The sequence below is a fragment of the Niallia nealsonii genome (assembly GCF_002835805.1).
Classification (GTDB): domain Bacteria; phylum Bacillota; class Bacilli; order Bacillales; family Cytobacillaceae; genus Niallia; species Niallia nealsonii.
The window spans coordinates 101,163-119,255 of record NZ_PISE01000011.1; the positions used below are offsets into that span (position 1 = coordinate 101,163).

An 18,093-nucleotide genomic window follows, 5' to 3' on the forward strand; every position below is an offset into this window, starting at 1 on the left:
GCTTTTTTATTTCCTTATGAATTTTCCCAATACCTATCCTGCTTTTCGAAATCTTGCCCATCTGTAACCCTGTTTATAACAGGTAAATAAGAGCGTAAGAAACATAATAATAATTAAAGCTACACTAGAAGATCGAAGCAGCAAAAGTCCAAATAAAATGCTTAAAAAAATAGCTATTCCTTTCATGAGTCGATTTGTGAATAGTTTAACTGCTGAAAGTATGCCAATCAAAGCGTTGGAGATGAAAAATGCATTCGCAAGAGCAACAAGATTTTCCACTGTAATAATCTGAAGCATGACAAATGATGCAACAATTAAATGAATCGCCATAAGTAATAGAATGGATGCAATCGGTGCGCCATTTTTCAATTTTTTTGTTAGAAAATAAAGTGCCGGCACTGATTGCGACAACGATGCCATTAATCGTGATACTCCCCCCGCCACCATCAAATATGTTGTTAAGCAAAGACCTGCCGCTACAATCGTCAATAACCCAATTGATAGTCCCCCGAATAGAGGATATAAAATGCCTGTCAATTGAATAGACAATTGGCCACTTGAGAAGTCCGTCCATTGCACAGCCGCAGCAATAAGCAGATTAACTGATGTAATGACAAAAGCACTTAAAAAAACAGCTTTGCGAATCGTTCTTTTTGGATTTTCTACTTCTTCAGAATAGTTTCCAATGATTTCCCACCCAACAATAATCCAAAACAGCAACAACAAACTGTGTCCAAATGAAGGAACATGAAATTCTTGAAGCATAAATTCATTTCGATGGTGAAACAGCAGAGAAAACACACTCCCACTTGTTAAAATCAAAACAGCAATCGATGAAATGACAAGGGATAGATTTCCAAGAAAAGTCAATCGAAATAGTAAAATTAGTCCACTTAAGACTAAAAGGATAATAGCAATCCACTCTACTTTAATGGATGATGTAAATAGCCAGGCATGCAAATATTCTGCTGCTGTCATCATGACAGCAATTGGTCCCATAAATGCGGCAAACATTAAAAAAATCGAAGAAAGGTTTTTCATTCGTAGACCAAAGGCTTTTTCAATCGCGTTTCCAATACCCCCTTCCCCTGGAAACATGAGCGTCAACTCTCCACAAAGCAAAGCAAAAAATATTCCAATAATAGACATCAACAGCCATGCAAAAATCGCATAATTTCCTGAAATATCATATATAATAGGCGGCAATAATATGATTCCTGACCCTAAAAGAGGTCCAATAATTAAACCGCTTAACGTAATTGAGCCAATCTTTTTTTGTTTCATTTGCTTTCCTCTTTTCAAAATAATGTTCATATCAAAAACAAATACGCATATTCATTTCTTACTCCCTATTGTATTCACTATTTACAATTCAGTAAAATAGATATATACGATAGATAATATCGGTTTTTCCGATAATAGGAGGGTTTAGATTGGAAATTCGTCATTTACAAACATTCAAATCAATCGTGGAGGCTGGAGGTTTTGCCAAGGCGGCTCATTATCTTGGATATGCTCAATCCACAATTACTGCCCATATACAAGCATTAGAAAATGAGTTGGAAGGGCCATTATTTGATCGGCTCGGAAAAAGTATTTCCTTAACAGAGCTGGGTAAGTCTTTTCTTCCGTATGCTAATGAGATGCTGCGTTTGCACAAAGCAGCGAAGGAGCTTCATCAGTCCTCTATTACAAAAAAAGGAAAAATAACAATTGGGGCATCGGAGTCTTTAACGGTTTATCGCCTGCCTTCTATCATTCAAGCATATAAAGAAAAATTTCCGGATGTACATTTATCTGTGAGAGTAGGAACATGTGAGGAAATTCAACATTTAGTAGAAATTGGTGATTTAGATATTGCATTGCTGCTTAATTTAGATTTGAAAAGCCAGCCAGCATTGGAAATGGAAAAAATGACAGATGAGCATATGAGCATTATTTTTTCTCCTCATCAACTTCAGCCTAACTCTATCCTTTATTCAGAAAGCAATTGTCCCTATCGTTCCTTAATGGATAAATTTATTGCAGAGGAAAAAATGTCTCCAACATCCTTTCATGAATTTTGGAGCATTGAAGCTATTAAAAAGTGTGTCCAATGTGGATTAGGCATGGCTCTTGTTCCTGAGATCACCATTCAAAATGAACTAAAAGAAGGAAAGTTAATAGCTAAACGTCTAGATGAAAAACATGGAAAGGTTGCAACATTTCTTTTTTACCATAAAAGCAGATGGGTCTCTCCAATCGTTCATTATTTTATCGAGGAAGCGAGGCAGTACTTTGAAGTGGAGAAACAGAAAAAACGCACAAAAAAATAATTTATCATGCATTAACGGGCTTTTCCGCCACCTAAGGGATGATGAAAGAAAACCAGAAATCTAGGTGGGGAGAAAATTGCCCGTAAAAGCCTGATGGGTTCCACTAATAATCAGTGAAGAACGTGGACCCCCCCACTGATTGAAGTTCCACTTTATCCAAATATCCTCACTTTTTTATATGCATTCTATCCATAAATTCAAACAGAAGACGCAAAAATAATGAGGCAAGCCAGATAACTGTTATTATAAAAAAAGATAGCATTTGCTCCTCTTCCAATAATTTTGCTAGCGGCAGAGTAAACAATGCTATCTTTCCTAGAATAAGCGTAATTATATGGACTGTTTGAATGTAAACCTTTCTGGAAAATCTGTCATGATACAATCAACTTCAACAGGCAATGACTGAATGTCTCTTCCATCATTAATAGTATAAATTCTTAATAACAGCCCTTCCTCACAGGCTATCTTTCCATATTCACTTCTTGCAAAACTAATCTCTGTATGAAGAGCTTTTGCATATAATGCCTTTGCCTCTGCTATTGCCTCTTCATTTATCCCTTTCACTAAAAGGGCAATTTCAATTACAGGTTTTAAATCTCTTACCTTTCTTAAGCTTTCCCAATTAAAAGAAGATAAGATGATTCGGTCTTCTAAATCATATTGCTCTATTAACGCAATTACTTTTTCCTCCAATCCCTTATAATTAACCACATCATTTTTTAATTCAATATTGATTATAAGTTGATTATTTTCTTGTACTGCCCATGAGAAGAACTCTTCTAATGTTGGGATTTTTGCTCCTGAAAAATTCAAATGAAACCAGCTTCCTGCATCCAATTTAAAAATCTCTTGGTCGGTAAGGTCTTTGACATATCCATGTCCATTTGTCGTGCAATTAACCGTTTCATCATGGATAATGACTACTGTCCCATCTTTTGTCAGTTGGACATCTAGTTCAATTCCACTTACCCCAGCCCTTCTAGAAGCCTCAAAAGCTTCCATAGTATTTTCAGGAAAACGACCGCTAACGCCTCGATGTGCAAATAAAGGTATCCTCACTTTTCCCATCATTTCCTCCTTTGTTTTCCTATTATTCATTTTTATCTTGCTTCATTTTCCGCTCTTTTTATTGGCAATTTCTATTGCACGAGTTGTTTCCTCTACAGCACGATCCAACGCTTCTTTTGGATTAGCCCCTTGATATAGACTTTCCATTGCATTAACAACTTTTTGTCTTGCTTCTGGAAACACTGATATTAAAGCCCCTTGTGTAGCTGAAGATGGAATTGTCTCACTAAGCTGGTCAACCGTCACTTTTAATTGAGGATATTTTTTCCATTCTTCTTTTACAATTTCCTCCTCATATGCTTTAGGATTGGTCGCAAAATATCCTGTTTCTACATGCCATTTTGCTTGTATTTTCGGCGTTGATAAATATTTCATAAAGTCCCATGCAGCTTCTTGTTTTTTCTCATCAATTCCAGAAGACATCCATAATGATGCACCACCGATAATTACACCTTGACGTTTTGCTTCATCTGGAACTGGAAGATAGGATACTCCCACTTCGAAAGGAGAGTTGTCTACCATTGCTTTCACACCAGCAGAAGAATCTAAAATCATCGCAATTTTTCCAGATTGGAACGCTGCACGCATATCATCCCAATTTTGTCCTACATTAGAGAAGGATCCTTCTTTATACATCTCATTTATTAAATTAAATACATTTAGCCCTTCTTTACTATTAAACACCGCTTTTGTTACATCACCGCTTCTGCCATTTTCTCCATCAACAAACAATCCGCCTTGCGCTGCTAAAAGCTCTTCAAAAAACCAGCCATAATTTAAAATAGAAAATCCTGTTTGATCTTCTTTTGTTAATTGTTTTGCTTGTTTTTGTAATTCATCAAATGTACGAGGCGCTTTTTCTGGATCTAGATCAGCTTTGCCAAATGCATCTTTATTGTAAATAAGCACAGGCGTAGATGAGTTAAATGGCATAGAATACTGTTTTCCATCTACTGAATAGTAATTAGAAATATTTTTTTCCCATTGGGTTGTATCATAGCCCTCTTTATCAATAAACTTCTGGATTGGCTGAATTTTACCTGAATCAATCATATACTTTGTGCCAACTTCAAATGTTTGCATGATTGCAGGAGCATCCGCTGTACCTGCAACTGTATTAAACTTTGTTAATGCTTCTTCATATGTACCTTGAAATATTGGCTTAATCTCAATATTTTCCTGTGATTGATTATACTCCGCTGCTATTTCCTTTAAAACCGTCTCTAGTTCTCCACTCATCGAATGCCAAAATACTACTTCTGTCTTTCCATTTCCATCTTCACTTGCTTTACTTGAATCCTTTGTGTTCGAATTGGTGTTTTGGGAACAAGCTGATACTAGCAATAGCAATAAAATCATTAGAAATAAACCTACTTTTTTCATAAGACTGACACTCCTTTAATGATAAAATTGGGATAAAACGATTAATAGCAGCAAAACGAGTGCTCCTGCCTTAAGATACAGGAAAGATTTACTTTAAGGCACCTTGTGTTAACCCTTCTTGCAGATTTTTTTGTCCAACTATTAAGAGAAGAAGCGTTGGAAGAATAACAACTATTACTCCAGCCATTACAACACCCCATTCTGTCGCAATTTCTTGAGATTGCAGTTGTTTAAGGCCAATTTGCACGGTTCTAACAGACTCATTATTCGTTACAAGCAATGGCCATAAATACATATTCCATGTTGTTAAAAAGCTATAAATTCCTAGAGTAGTTAAACTTGTTCGCGAATAAGGCAAAACGATTTTCCAAAAGAAACGAAAATTGCCGATTCCTGCAACTTGAGAAGCCTCATGTATCTCCTTAGGAATGGTTTTAAATTGTTGCCTAAGAAGAAATGTTCCAAAAGCAACCGCAAAAAAAGGAATGGATAAGCCTAAATAATGATTCAACCAACCTAATGCCTGCACTGTTTGAAAATTTGGAACCATTGTTGCTTCCCAAGGAATCATCATTGTTGATAAAAATACGAAGAAAATAAAATTTCTTCCTTTAAAAGTAATAAAAACAAATGCATATGCAGCTAAGCTAGACACAATTAGTTGACCAAACATAACGACAGTAGAGACTAGCAAGCTATTCCATATGTAATGTAATAAAGGGACCTTTCCAAATACTTTTTCATAGTTTTCTAGATGAATGCTTTTTGGCAATACGTTTCCTTGCAGCACCTCTCCTCCTTGCATAAAACTAATAGACAAAGCGTATAGAATAGGAAAGAACATAACGATTGCAAGTAGGCTCAGCAGTATATAGAGCAGTATTTTTTTAACAAGACTCATTGATAATGAACCTTCCTTTCCCCAAACTTAAATTGAATAAATGTCATCATAATCATGGAAAAAAATAGAATAACAGCTTGGGCGCTGGCAGATCCTATGTCATAGTTGATGAAAGCATCTTTATAGATGCTGTAAACAATGACATTGGTAGATTCTATTGGACCGCCTTTTGTTAAAATATCAATTTGTCCAAATGTTTGAAACGCGTTTATAAACGAGATAGTAATAACAAAAAATAAAGTTGGCGATAACATAGGAATAGTTATTTTTCTTAATTGATAAAAAGTGCTTACTCCAGCGATATTCGCACTTTCGTACAAGTTTTTATCAATATTTTGCAACCCTCCAAGCAAAATCAAAAAAGAAAAACCTGTATTCATCCAAATTGTAGCAATAGATACTGCAACCAGCGCTGTAGACGGATCCAATAGCCACGGTACTTCTTCTAATCCTATAAGGGATAAAAACTGATTGATAATACCTACTGTTGGATTATACATAAACATCCAAATAACAGATGAAGCAGCGACACTCATGCCCATCGTGGATGAAAAGATGGTTCTAAAAAAATGGATGCCTCTCAGTTTTGCATTAGCAAGCAGCGCTAATATCAATGCCAATGCTACGCCAACTGGGACAGTATATATGACAAAAAGCAATGTTGATTTGACGCTATTTAAGAAACTAGGCGATGAGAGAAGATAAGTAAAGTTTTCTAAACCAACGTATTCAATGGTCTTACCTTGAACATCTGTTAAGAACAGGCTTAGATAGATGGTTCTTATCATTGGATAAAAAAGAAAAATAGTAAATAATAGAATAGATGGCGACAAGTATCCTATTCCAGAAAGAGTGGCCATGACATTATTTTTATTAACCTTCCATTTACTCTTCTTCTTGACTGTGGACCTGCCTAATTCAAGTGTGCTCATTTTACAGCCTCCAAGGAAGCAATTGGGACACTTACTTTTTTTCTAGAAAGAATTTCTTCACTTTTTTTATCAAAAAGAAAAACATCCTCGCTCTTTATGTAAATATAGATAGTATCACCTATTGATAGTGGAAGCTGACCTGCACACCTTGCAATCCACTGAATGCCTTCTGCAATGACAAAGTTAATTAGTGTTTCCGTCCCTAATATTTCGACATTTGCTACCTCTACAGGATATCCTTCTTCTTTTTTCGTTACATGAATATGTTCTGGGCGGACCCCAAAAATGACATCTGTTCTGTCACCAATCCTATCCATCATTTCGTGGCTAATTGGAAAAAACCAGTTTCCATTACGAAAGGTGGAATGAAGAATATCCACTGTCATTAAGTTCATGGCGGGAGAGCCAATAAAAGAAGCCACAAACACATTGGCAGGATTATTATATAGATCCAGCGGTTTACCGAGCTGCTGTACTTCCCCCTCATTTAAAATCATCATTCGATCTGCCATCGTCATGGCTTCTGTTTGGTCATGGGTAACATAAATCATCGTAATGCCAAGCTTTTTTTGCAGCTGTCTTATTTCTGACCTCATTTTTGTACGCAATTTTGCGTCTAAATTTGATAATGGCTCGTCCATTAAACAAATAGGTGCATGTGTCACAATTGCTCTTGCTAAAGCAACCCTTTGACGCTGGCCCCCTGACAGCTCTTTTGGTTTTCTTTTTAAATAATGGACAATTCCCAACATTTCAGCTACTTGATAACATCTTTCCTTTTGTTCTTCCTTGGATATTTTTTTCACATGTAATCCAAACATAATATTCTCTTCTACACTTAAATGTGGGTATAATGCATAATTTTGGAATACCATTGAAAGATTTCTTTTGCTTGGCTCCAAGTCATTTCCATACTGTTCTCCTATTAATAAATCTCCGCTTGTAATTTTTTCAAGCCCAGCTATTAAGCGTAATAAGGTGCTTTTTCCACAACCAGACGGACCAACTAATACAAAAAATTCCCCTGGTTCAATCTTTACATCAATCCCTTTAATAACTTCTGTTTTCTGATTATAGGATTTTTTAATTTGTTTCAATTCTACTTGCATCAAGCACAACTCCCTTCTCCACTATTGAATGGCAACCAACGATTTCCACAATTTAGGATTACCTGCAGATACAGCAAAAGCCCCTGCTTCCAACGCGTCCCTCATCTGACTCCTTCTGTCGAATAAACCTCCCGTAATAATAGGGATATTGCTATGACTGTTTATTTTTTTAATCATGTCTGGCATTAATCCTGGCATCACTTCCAAAGCATCTGGCTGGATTTCCTGCGCTCCTTCTAGTCCATGATTCACTGCATCACTATCAACTAAAAAAAGACGTTGAATGGTCAGCAAGTTTTCCTGCTTGGCCATTTTAACAACCGAACTTTTTGTGGTAATAATGCCAGTAGGATTTAAATAATGAGAAATGAATCGAACTCCCTCTTTGTCATTGCTAATTCCAGAGATTTTTTCAATATGTATAAAAACAAATCTTCCTTCCTGCTTTAACAAATCCACATACTTTTTAATCACAGTAATATTCCCAAACATCAAAAAGGCCGATTGAATATTAGTATGCAAAAACTGATCAAATGTTTTTGGGCTTTTAATTGCTGCAATTACCCGATCTTCCTCTAACCTTCTAAAAAAAAACTCCTGTTCACTTATCAACTCTTCTTCCCTCCTAAAAACAAAGACCCCAAATTAGAAAAGAACGGAAGATGCTTTTCTATTTTGTGGTCTCTCATGTCGTAACCGCTTTTAATATTCACTTGTAACTACAATTTTACTTTACGAGATAAATGTAAAGCAGATATTAAGGGGAGGTATAGAATTGTAAAAAACTGCTAGGAATATATATGACAGAAAAAATTAAAAGTGGTCTATCCATCCGTTTATAAAACGGTCTTTTTGCTACAGCGGCATCTAGACAAATCTTATTTACGTTCGTATAATTACAAATAAAACGCTATCATTTTTTCGAAAATTCTTGATAATATTTATACATATACAAGGTAGGTGAGATTGGAATTTTAAAATCATTAATAAAATTATTATCATGAACGTAAGAGTTTATTATTAAAACATACTGACTATAGGAAGGTAAATAATATGCAAGCTAATGAATTAAGAAAGCTATGTGCAAAGGAAGCAATGAATTATATTCAAAATAATTATATTATAGGATTAGGTGCAGGAAGAAATATTGAGTGCTTAATAGAATATGTAAGTGAAGAAATAAAAAATGGATTAAAGCTGAAAGTTGTAACTCCTTCTTATAACACAAAAAGGCTGTGTGTTGAGAAGGAGATTGAAGTGCTTGAAACATATTTTGTAGATGAGATTGATGTTGCATTTGATGGATGCGGAGAGGTAGACCAAAACTTTTATGCTTCAAAAAGTGGGGGTGGAGTCCATACAAAGGAAAAATTAATTGCTGCAATGGCTAAAGATTATATTTTGCTCATTGATGAAGAGAAGTTTACAGATACTTTAAGCTGCAAATATCCGGTTTCACTGGAAGTTATAAAAGATTCCTTAAGTTATGTAATCAAGAGTGTAGAAAAAATCGGAGGAGTGCCAACTGTTAGAAGAAGCAATATAAAGGATGGCTATACCATAACTGATGACGGTAATTTTTTGATAGATGTCCAATTTCATTCAGTAAAAGATTTTAAAGCGCTTAATGATTATTTAAATAGTATTGATGGTGTTATCGGAACAGGTTTATTTACAAAAGAGGTTACCAAAATAATTATTGCCACTGAAAATGGAGTCAGAATAGTTTCAAAAGTATAGTTATCTATTAAAATGATGGAACTATTCCTTAATTAATGAAAATAAGAATAATCACCATATAGTTAATGAATTTATTGAATTTGAAGATAGGATTAAAAATAATAAACTTGAAGAAAGATGCCACATCTTGAAGTATAGCCTGCTAGTTTGCGAAGTCCAGTGAATTGTAAGAAATAAAGGTGGAATAATATTTCCAGCAGATATTGAAATGATATAAATATATTTTAGGAGAATACTATGCTTACTATTGGTTATATTGGAAATGGGAAAAGCACTAACAGATACCACCTGCCATTCGTACTGCAAAGAGAAAATATAAAGGTCAAAACCATTTATCAAAGAAATCCTGAGCATGAAAGCTGGGATAGAATTGCAGGAGTAAATTATACTTCTGATTTAGATGAATTATTAAATGATAAGGACATTCAACTCATTGTAGTTTGCACAAGACATGACAGTCATTATGAATATGCAAAATTAGTATTGGAACATAATAAACACTGTTTGGTTGAAAAGCCTTTTATGGAGACCTCAGAACAGGCAAAAGAAATATTCGCATTGGCAAAAGAGAAAGAATTAATTGTTCAGGCCTATCAAAACAGACGTTTTGATAGTGACTTTTTAACGGTTCAAAAAATCATTGAAGAAGGCAAAATAGGGGACTTGCTGGAAGTGGAAATGCATTATGACTATTATCGTCCCGAAGTACCAGAGTCTGTTCATTCTTTTAATCCTCTATTGTCCTATTTGTATGGCCATGGCTGTCATACACTGGATCAGGTCATCAGCTATTTCGGCAAACCCGATCATATACATTATGATGTAAGACAATTATTGGGACAAGGAAGAATGAATGATTATTTTGATTTGGATCTATATTATGGTAAGTTAAAAGTATCTGTAAAATCCAGTTATTTTAGACTGAAAGAAAGACCAAGCTTCGTCGTCTATGGAAAAAAGGGATGTTTTGTGAAAGAAACCAAGGATCGTCAGGAAGAACATTTAAAGTTATTTTACATGCCTGATAACAAAGATTTTGGTATAGATAAAATAGAACATTATGGTGTGTTTACATATATTGATGAAGAAGGTACCATCCATGAAGAGAAGGTAAAATCCGTAAATGGTGATTATGGAAGAGTATATGATGATTTATATGAAGCCATCACAAATGGTAAAGATAAAACCATTACGGATGAACAGACATTGCTGCAAATGGAAATATTAGAAACTGGAGTTAAAAACCTAAAATAAAACTATAATCGTTCATTATCAGAATGCCTACAATAACGTAACGGCAAGGGAGTGTCTCCCCTGCCGTTACGTTATTGTATATACAATTTTTATCCCCCTCCCCCTTTCATATTAGTGTTTAATGGCAGATTACATTTTAAATTGTGCTATTGCCTCTTCAAGCTCAATAGCCATTTTTGCAAGTTCTTGCGCAGCATAAGAAACATCCTCCATGGAAGCAGTCAATTCTTCAGAAGAAGCGGCAACAATTTGGGAATGATCATTTACTTTAACGGTTGTTTTCGAAACACTTTCAATATGCTGAACTACTTCCTCAATTCTCCGTTTCACCTTGTTCATGGCAATTCCAACCTCGGAAACATTGATGGATACAGTGTTCACAGAATCTGTTATCTGATCAAATGCCAAGCCGCTTTTATTAACAAGGATAAGCCCTTCTTTTGCAGAACTTGAACCTTTATCAACTAAATTCATAGATTCATGAATGCCTTCTTTAATATCATTAACAATATGATTAATTTGTAGGGCAGATTGGCTCGATTGCTCCGCAAGCTTACGGACTTCATCCGCTACAACGGCAAATCCTTTCCCATGTTCACCAGCTCTTGCAGCTTCAATCGCCGCATTTAAAGCTAAGAGATTCGTTTGTTCAGATATGGATTGAATGATCATGCTAATCTGGCTAATTTCATTTGATTTCTCATTCAGCTCGCTAATTTTTTCAGCAGATGATGTCACATGCTCATCTATTTCAGTCATTTGCTGTACTGTCATGTTTACTACATCGCTGCCTTGGTAAGCTGTTTCAGAAGAAAGTTGAATGGAGTTACTAACATTATTCATACTGGTAGCTACATTGGCAACATGTTGAGAAACTTCGTTAATCAATTCAACCGTATCTTCCATTGCATTTGTTTGTTCATCACTTCCTGCAGCAACCCCTTGAATAGATTCAGCAATTTGATTAGATGCTTTTTGATTATCTATTGAACTAGCTGCAAGTTCCTCTGATGTGGCAGATAGTTGTTGTGAGCCATCTGAAATTTTCATAATCATTCCTTTTAGGTTACTTGCCATAACATTATAATTGTGACCCATTTCTCCAATTTCATCATTTGCCTTGATTTCCACTCGCTGAGTTAAATCTCCATTGGACATTGCCAGTGATAAGTCGCTTATCTTCTTTATATTGTTAGTAATCCTTAAACTCATAAAAATGGATATGAGAATAGAAATGACTGCAACTATTACTCCCAATATAATGATTACATTGCGAATTTGATCTGCAGTTGCTGATAGCTCCTTTTTTTCAATTACAGAAACATAATGCCAACCAGCATTTTTAGAACTAACAACGTTTAGCACGTATTCTTTTCCATCAAGTTTTGTTTCAAACGATCCATCCTTATTCGTTTTTGTTAATCCTGGAATGTTAAGCTTTGAAATAGGCTGAAAATTCATTTTAGCATTTTTAGGATGCGCTAATATTGTGCCATCACTTTGAGTTAGAATAACATACCCATTTTTCCCGATGCTGATTTCTTTAATTAAAGCCGTTAATCCTTCCAGACTAACATCCAGACCTAGTACTCCTTTTTGATTGCCATTTTGCTCAATAGTCACAACATTGCTAACAATAATCGAATCAGAACCAGTTGCTGCATACGCACTGGTCATTTTCACGTTTCCTGGATTTTCTAAGGCTGCAGTGTACCAAGGTCTTTTTGTAGGATCAAAGCCTGGTGTAGTAGGGCCTTCTGGATATTGAATATATCCTCCATCTGAAGTTCCCATATAAACATAAGCTGCATTGGAATGGGATTTGCCAAACTGTGAAAATAAATTAAATATCTCCTTCTCTTTATCCCCGTTTTTAGAAGGGGTCATTTCAATAGAGTCTCCCTCTGTTTCCTCTTTATAGGAGGTGATACTTTTATCAACGGATTGAACTGCTGGATTCGTAGATAAAAGCATGGCATTTTCTTTAATAGACTCAAAATAAATGGAAATAGCATTGTCTACTTGTTTAATTTCTCTTTCACTAAACTTGATATAGTCCTGTTCAGTCTTCTCAGAAACCTTACTATTAATAAAAAAGCCAATTAAAATAATGGGCAGCAGGGATAAGGCGAGAGAAAAAAACAAGAGCTTTACCTTAAAAGTAACTTTCATATTCTTCATATACTTCTACCTCTCACTAAAAGAAGAAAAAGACAAAGAAATTGTCTTTTTCTCTCATTTTATTGTTTAATTCTCTTGTATTAGTGGCTTAAAATAAGCTGGTTGTCTTGAAAGAATTAATAATTCTTGATTAAACCAAGCATCCGGTTGAATGGTCTTAAACTTTACGATTAAAGCTTCTTCTTTATTAGCAGACGCTACGACTGGTTGATCAAGTGCATACAACGGATCAAGTGTATAAAGGCTGCTTCTTCCTGCATATTCCTCTTTTGTACCCACATAATTAGCTACAACTGTATAGGCTTGTGCACCAATTGCAACTGCATCCCAAGTAACCATAGACCCTTCTGGATATGTATTCGCTGAGACGGTTTTATTTATCTGCATTTCTCCGCCATATTGACCATTCCAAGCAGAAGGGATTGCAATGATGTCAGCTCGTTTTACCGCTAACACACTTGATGCTTCTGGGTATTGAGCATCTTCCCCTAGTAAAACCCCTATTTTCCCTAAGCTTTTTGTTTCAAATACCGATAGTGTTGAACCTTCTTTTGCCCACTTTTTATCACTTTTGTTAAGATGTGTTTTTTGATATTTCCCTACTGTTTGACCATCTTCAGAAATAAGGATTGCTGTATTAAATAAATGATTATTTTCTTGTTCAACCATACCAAAAACAATAGATACTTGATATTCTTTCGCGAGTTTAGCTATGAATTGAGTAGTCTCACCATTTGCTTCTTCAGCAAGTTTTTTAATTTCATTTTTATGTAAGTTATTAACTGGACCTGTTGATGATAGTTCTGGCAAAACAACTAAATTCAACTTAGAGTCTTTTAATTTTGCTTCCTTAATTAAACGTTCTATTTTTTCTTTATTTTTTTCTTTGTTGCCAATCACTGGCTCATACTGAAGTGCCGCTGCTACCACATCATGAGGGGTTGTATTTTTTGTATAATCCCATGGTGCCACTGTAAGCATTAAATCCTTATATAGTTCTGGTCTTCTACCTTCCAAATATTCCTTATTTTTGTTATCAAAATTTTTCGGATCGATAGTTGCATAAGTGATGGTTGGCTCGTCAATATCTTCGCTTTCCGTCATAACTACCTTTGCTTCAGCTAATTTATCGCCTTCTGGTGACCAGATAGCACTTCCACCAATCATATGGAAACCAACTTCGGTGTTAGAACGGTTTGCACTAACAACGTACATTCCATTTTGCTGGGCTCTAGCCGGTAATGCTGATATAGCTTGAGCAGATGAATTGGTTGGAAATGCAAGGATATCAGCTCCCTGTATTCCAGCAAGTCTAGCAGTTTCTGAATAAGCTGAATCCATACAGATATTGATTGCTATTTTTCCAATCTTAGTATCAAACACTGGTACACCTAAATCTCCCCAGGCTCCCCAATGCATTTCCGTTTCCCACATTTGTGTTTTTCGGTATTTTCCAACATAGCCTTCTGGACCTACTAATGCTGCAGAATTATAATATAAATCCGTTTTTCCATCTACTTCAGGCATTCCGAAAACAACATAAGAATTATACTTTTTCGCTAATTTGGCAAAAGCAGCAGTCGTCTTACCAGGAATCGTATCAACGAATGGCTTGATTGCTTCACGATTAGCATAATAATAGCCAGTAGTAGCCATTTCCGGTGCTACAACAAGTCTAGCTCCCTCTTTAAATGCTTGTTCCGTTACTTTTAATAACTCTTCAATATTTTTATCTCTTTCATTTAAAATCGGATTGAATTGAACGGAAGCGACTTTAAATGGGCTAGAAACCATATCTTTTTGAGTGATTTTCCCCTTTGCTTCAGCAGTTGAATATGGTTTGCTCCATTGATACCCTACGAGACCTACTACTAATACTAGCAGTGTAAGTATACTAACTAATTTTTTTGATTGCATAGTTTCCCCTCATCTTTAACTTTTTTTAAACTAAATAGCAGCTTGGTCTCCCAAACTATATGGAATAGGATTATGTAGAATAATTTTTATCTCCCCATTCTAGAAATGTCTCTTTCACTCCTTAAAAGCAAACAAAAAGATGGCTACATCCAATGTAATGGAACAGCCATCTTTATAATTGGGCTATTCGGCAACCTGGCAATCGTATTCCCCTACGGAACTTTAGACCCACGGCTTTGCGTCCTTACCTTTCAATAAGTTTGCCTTTTCGTATTTTTCTAGTAAATTCATCATAGATAATTTTACTCACTTTTAATTTATCGGCTATATAATGATTATTTTTAATAATAATTATTATATTTTTTAAAAATATTATTATAGAATTTTTTATCATTATGATGATTTATACATTGTTTATTATTAAAACTGAATAACTGACTATATATAATGGACTTTTTTGTATTCGATCTTACGTTTTTCATATTCCTGAATATATTATTGATTATAAATTTACAAGCTACTCTATCAATACCTTTATAATTCCTAAAAATCATTTACATTTAGAATGATAGTAAATAGCAATCCATTAGAGAAAGGCATAAGTATCATCTAAAAAAGGGGACTAACCAAATTGGTTAATCCCCTTCTAATGTTTGATTTGCTCTATCAAGTTTAAAGATTTCCTTCGTATTAACTATTTCTTATTAGCAAACTGTTGTTGAAATATATAATTCATTTCTTGAGCTGGAATTGGCCGGCTAAAGAAGTACCCTTGCGCTTCATTACATCTTTCTTGTTGGAGAAATTGTAATTGTTCCGCAGTCTCCACACCTTCTGCAATTACTTTTAAATCTAGATTCTGAGCCATATTGATAATGGTGCTAACGAGTGAAGCATCTTTCTGATCAATATAAATATTCCTTGTAAAAGTCTGATCAATCTTTAATGTATCAATAGGAAAGGTTTTCAAATAGCTTAAGGAAGAATAGCCAGTTCCAAAGTCATCAATAGATAAATAAATCCCCATGTTCTTTAAATTATGCATAGTCGAGACTGCATGCTTTGAATCTTGAATGATACTTTCAGTAAGCTCCAGTTCAAGGTATATGGGGTCAAGTTCCGTCTCCTTTAATATCTTTCTTACCGTTTCAACAAAGTTAGATTGTTGAAATTGAAGCGAAGAAATATTAACAGCCATTCTTATAGGCGAATAACCTTCGTTCTGCCATTCCTTATTCTGCATACAAGCTTTGTAAAGGACCCATTCCCCTATTGGCACAATCAATCCGGTTTCTTCAGCCAAAGGAATAAATTCCGCAGGTGAGATGGTTCCCCACTCGGGATGATGCCAACGAAGAAGCGCTTCAACACCAAGTAATTTTCCTGTTCCTATATCAATCTGCGGCTGATAAACTAATTTAAATTCATTGTTAACTAAAGCTTTACGCAAGCCTAATTCCAGTTTCATTTTCTTAGAAATGGTCTCGTTCATCTCAGGCGTATAAAACTCAAAGTTATTTTTTCCTTGTTCTTTTACTCGATACATAGCTGTATCAGCATTTTTTATTAATGTTTCCGTGTCTCTCCCATCTTCTGGATAGACAGAAATTCCAATGGATGGGGTAACAAATAGTTCTTGTTCTTTTATCACTATAGATCTACTAAATAAATCTAATATCTTTTGAGCAATTTTTGTTACCTTATCTGAATTTGACTGTGGTATGAATACAATAAACTCATCTCCACCCTGACGAGATACAGTATCTGCCTTTCCCAAACAAGCTTGAATTCGATTAGCTACCTCAATTAAAAGCAAATCACCCATTGCGTGACCTAGTGTATCATTTATATACTTAAAACGATCTAAGTCTATAAACATAACACCTAGGGATTGTTTATTATCTTTTGCTTGTTCTAACGCTTGGTTAAGACGGTCATTTAATAAGAGACGGTTGGGCAAACCAGTTAAAGAGTCACGATAAACCATTTGGTTGATTTTTTTCTCCGATTGTTTTCTTTCTGTGATATCCCTAATGATACTGCTAAAATACATATTCTCCTCTTCGTTCCAAGTGGCAATCGAAAGTTCAATGGGAAAGACGTCCCCTCCCTTTTTTAAACCTTGTAATTCTACTGTTTTTCCAATTACGTGAGGTTCTTGAGTAGAAATATATCGTTTCATCCCTTTTTGATGAGCCTCCCTATACTTTTCAGGAATGATTATCTGTAAGTTTCTTCCTAAAACTTCTTTATCTTTATATCCAAAAATAAGTTCCGCACCCTTATTCCATGAAATAATGTTTCCCAAGCTATCGGCTAAAACAATGGCATCCGTGGCCGACTCTATAACAGACTGGAACTTGCTCTCAAACTTAATAGATTGAGATTGAAATCTCTTCTCTACAAAAATACTGATAAAAACTAACCCGAAGATAATCAGCATAGCAATTCCAATTGAATACGCTAGAATCGTGCTGTTAAATAACGACACAGTCGGTTCAGCATGATGATGAGCCTTAAACTTTGCTGCCGCCATCCCGGTATAATGCATCCCTGATATTGCTATCCCCATAATAAGAGCGCTACCCGCTTTTCTCCACCACATATCTGGTGTGCTGTAATTCTGGCTTATAAAAAATAAGAGATACAAACCTACTAAAGAAGATATAAACGCAATAATAGCTGAAAGAATCCACAATAAAAGGCTATATTCTATAATGGCACCCATCTCCATAGCTTCCATACCCGTATAATGCATGGAAACAATTCCTATAGCCATAAAAATGGCTCCTAGAATAACTTGTGTTTTTCCCATCGTAGTTCTGCTGATAATAAAAAATGCTATTACAGAAGATATAATGGCTGGAAAAATAGAAAAAATCACACCTGTTATACTATAAGAGACAGGTATACTTAAATGAAACGCAAGCATCGCAATAAAATGCATAGCCCATATCCCCAAGCCCATAGCAAACGCTCCTGTCCATAGCCAAATATGCCGCACAAACCCCTTTGCTTTATTCATTTGAATACTTAAAGATAAGGCAGCGTAGGAGGCAACTATTGCAATAATAATAGAAAGTACAACTAGAGAGATCTGATATGTACCGTAATATGCGTGCATTATATTTACCACCCCCTTAATATCAACTTTTATATCGGAAAAATTTATAATTTCTGAATCCCTATCTATAAAGAAATATTTCAAAATCTTTTTCCTAAAAAAAGAACAGCTACTATCTATGGTTATATTTTAATGCAATTATAACTGGTTTAACCAATTATCAATCGTA

General features: G+C 35.1%; 13 protein-coding genes and 1 riboswitch. Of the genes, 3 read left to right on the forward strand and 10 right to left on the reverse strand.

Annotated features, from left to right (window positions below; translation table 11 throughout):
* Positions 1–33: 33 nt before the first annotated feature.
* Positions 34–1,284 (reverse strand): APC family permease, encoded by a 1,251-nt coding sequence (locus CWS01_RS05260; protein ID WP_157827558.1) that lies wholly within the window; start codon positions 1,282–1,284, stop codon positions 34–36.
* Positions 1,285–1,433: 149 nt separating this feature from the next.
* Here CWS01_RS05260 and CWS01_RS05265 point away from each other — a divergent pair, with 149 nt between their 5' ends.
* Entirely contained in the window at positions 1,434–2,315 is an 882-nt protein-coding gene (locus CWS01_RS05265) for a LysR family transcriptional regulator (RefSeq protein WP_101176066.1), read from the forward strand.
* Positions 2,316–2,645: 330 nt separating this feature from the next.
* On the opposite strand, the gene CWS01_RS05270 is transcribed toward CWS01_RS05265, so the two are convergent.
* The 6 genes from CWS01_RS05270 to CWS01_RS05295 all read right to left on the reverse strand — a co-directional run bounded on the left by CWS01_RS05270 (position 2,646) and on the right by CWS01_RS05295 (position 8,320).
* A complete protein-coding gene (locus tag CWS01_RS05270) occupies positions 2,646–3,383 on the reverse strand; it encodes a glycerophosphodiester phosphodiesterase (RefSeq protein WP_101176068.1) in 738 nt (245 codons plus the stop codon).
* A 42-nt stretch (positions 3,384–3,425) separates the two neighbouring features.
* Complete coding sequence (locus CWS01_RS05275) at positions 3,426–4,766, reverse strand: ABC transporter substrate-binding protein (protein ID WP_101176070.1); 1,341 nt, start codon at positions 4,764–4,766, stop codon at positions 3,426–3,428.
* Positions 4,767–4,854: 88 nt separating this feature from the next.
* On the reverse strand, positions 4,855–5,667 hold the full coding sequence (locus CWS01_RS05280; RefSeq protein WP_101176072.1) for a carbohydrate ABC transporter permease: 813 nt from the start codon (positions 5,665–5,667) through the stop codon (positions 4,855–4,857).
* Positions 5,664–6,599 (reverse strand): carbohydrate ABC transporter permease, encoded by a 936-nt coding sequence (locus tag CWS01_RS05285; RefSeq protein WP_101176074.1) that lies wholly within the window; start codon positions 6,597–6,599, stop codon positions 5,664–5,666. The genes CWS01_RS05280 and CWS01_RS05285 overlap by 4 nt, the downstream gene beginning before the upstream one ends.
* Positions 6,596–7,711: an ABC transporter ATP-binding protein gene (locus tag CWS01_RS05290; RefSeq protein WP_101176076.1), complete on the reverse strand. Its 1,116-nt coding sequence runs from the start codon at positions 7,709–7,711 to the stop codon at positions 6,596–6,598. The genes CWS01_RS05285 and CWS01_RS05290 overlap by 4 nt, the downstream gene beginning before the upstream one ends.
* An 18-nt stretch (positions 7,712–7,729) precedes the next feature.
* A complete protein-coding gene (locus CWS01_RS05295; protein ID WP_328588892.1) occupies positions 7,730–8,320 on the reverse strand; it encodes a glycerol-3-phosphate responsive antiterminator in 591 nt (196 codons plus the stop codon).
* 441 nt (positions 8,321–8,761) lie between these two features.
* Between CWS01_RS05295 and rpiA the strand changes: the two genes are divergently transcribed.
* Positions 8,762–9,448: a ribose 5-phosphate isomerase A gene (gene rpiA / locus CWS01_RS05300; RefSeq protein WP_101176077.1), complete on the forward strand. Its 687-nt coding sequence runs from the start codon at positions 8,762–8,764 to the stop codon at positions 9,446–9,448.
* A 237-nt stretch (positions 9,449–9,685) separates the two neighbouring features.
* Positions 9,686–10,702: an oxidoreductase gene (locus CWS01_RS05305; RefSeq protein WP_101176079.1), complete on the forward strand. Its 1,017-nt coding sequence runs from the start codon at positions 9,686–9,688 to the stop codon at positions 10,700–10,702.
* Between the two features lie 129 nt (positions 10,703–10,831).
* Here the strand turns inward: CWS01_RS05305 and CWS01_RS05310 are convergent, their stop codons facing one another.
* The 3 genes from CWS01_RS05310 to CWS01_RS05320 form a co-directional block, all read right to left on the reverse strand.
* A complete protein-coding gene (locus CWS01_RS05310) occupies positions 10,832–12,883 on the reverse strand; it encodes a methyl-accepting chemotaxis protein (protein WP_101176081.1) in 2,052 nt (683 codons plus the stop codon).
* Positions 12,884–12,949: 66 nt separating this feature from the next.
* A complete protein-coding gene (locus CWS01_RS05315) occupies positions 12,950–14,800 on the reverse strand; it encodes a nitrilase-related carbon-nitrogen hydrolase (RefSeq protein ID WP_235851979.1) in 1,851 nt (616 codons plus the stop codon).
* A 186-nt stretch (positions 14,801–14,986) separates the two neighbouring features.
* Positions 14,987–15,075: riboswitch (cyclic di-GMP riboswitch) on the reverse strand.
* Positions 15,076–15,494: 419 nt separating this feature from the next.
* On the reverse strand, positions 15,495–17,924 hold the full coding sequence (locus tag CWS01_RS05320) for a bifunctional diguanylate cyclase/phosphodiesterase (RefSeq protein ID WP_235851980.1): 2,430 nt from the start codon (positions 17,922–17,924) through the stop codon (positions 15,495–15,497).
* Positions 17,925–18,093: the final 169 nt, after the last annotated feature.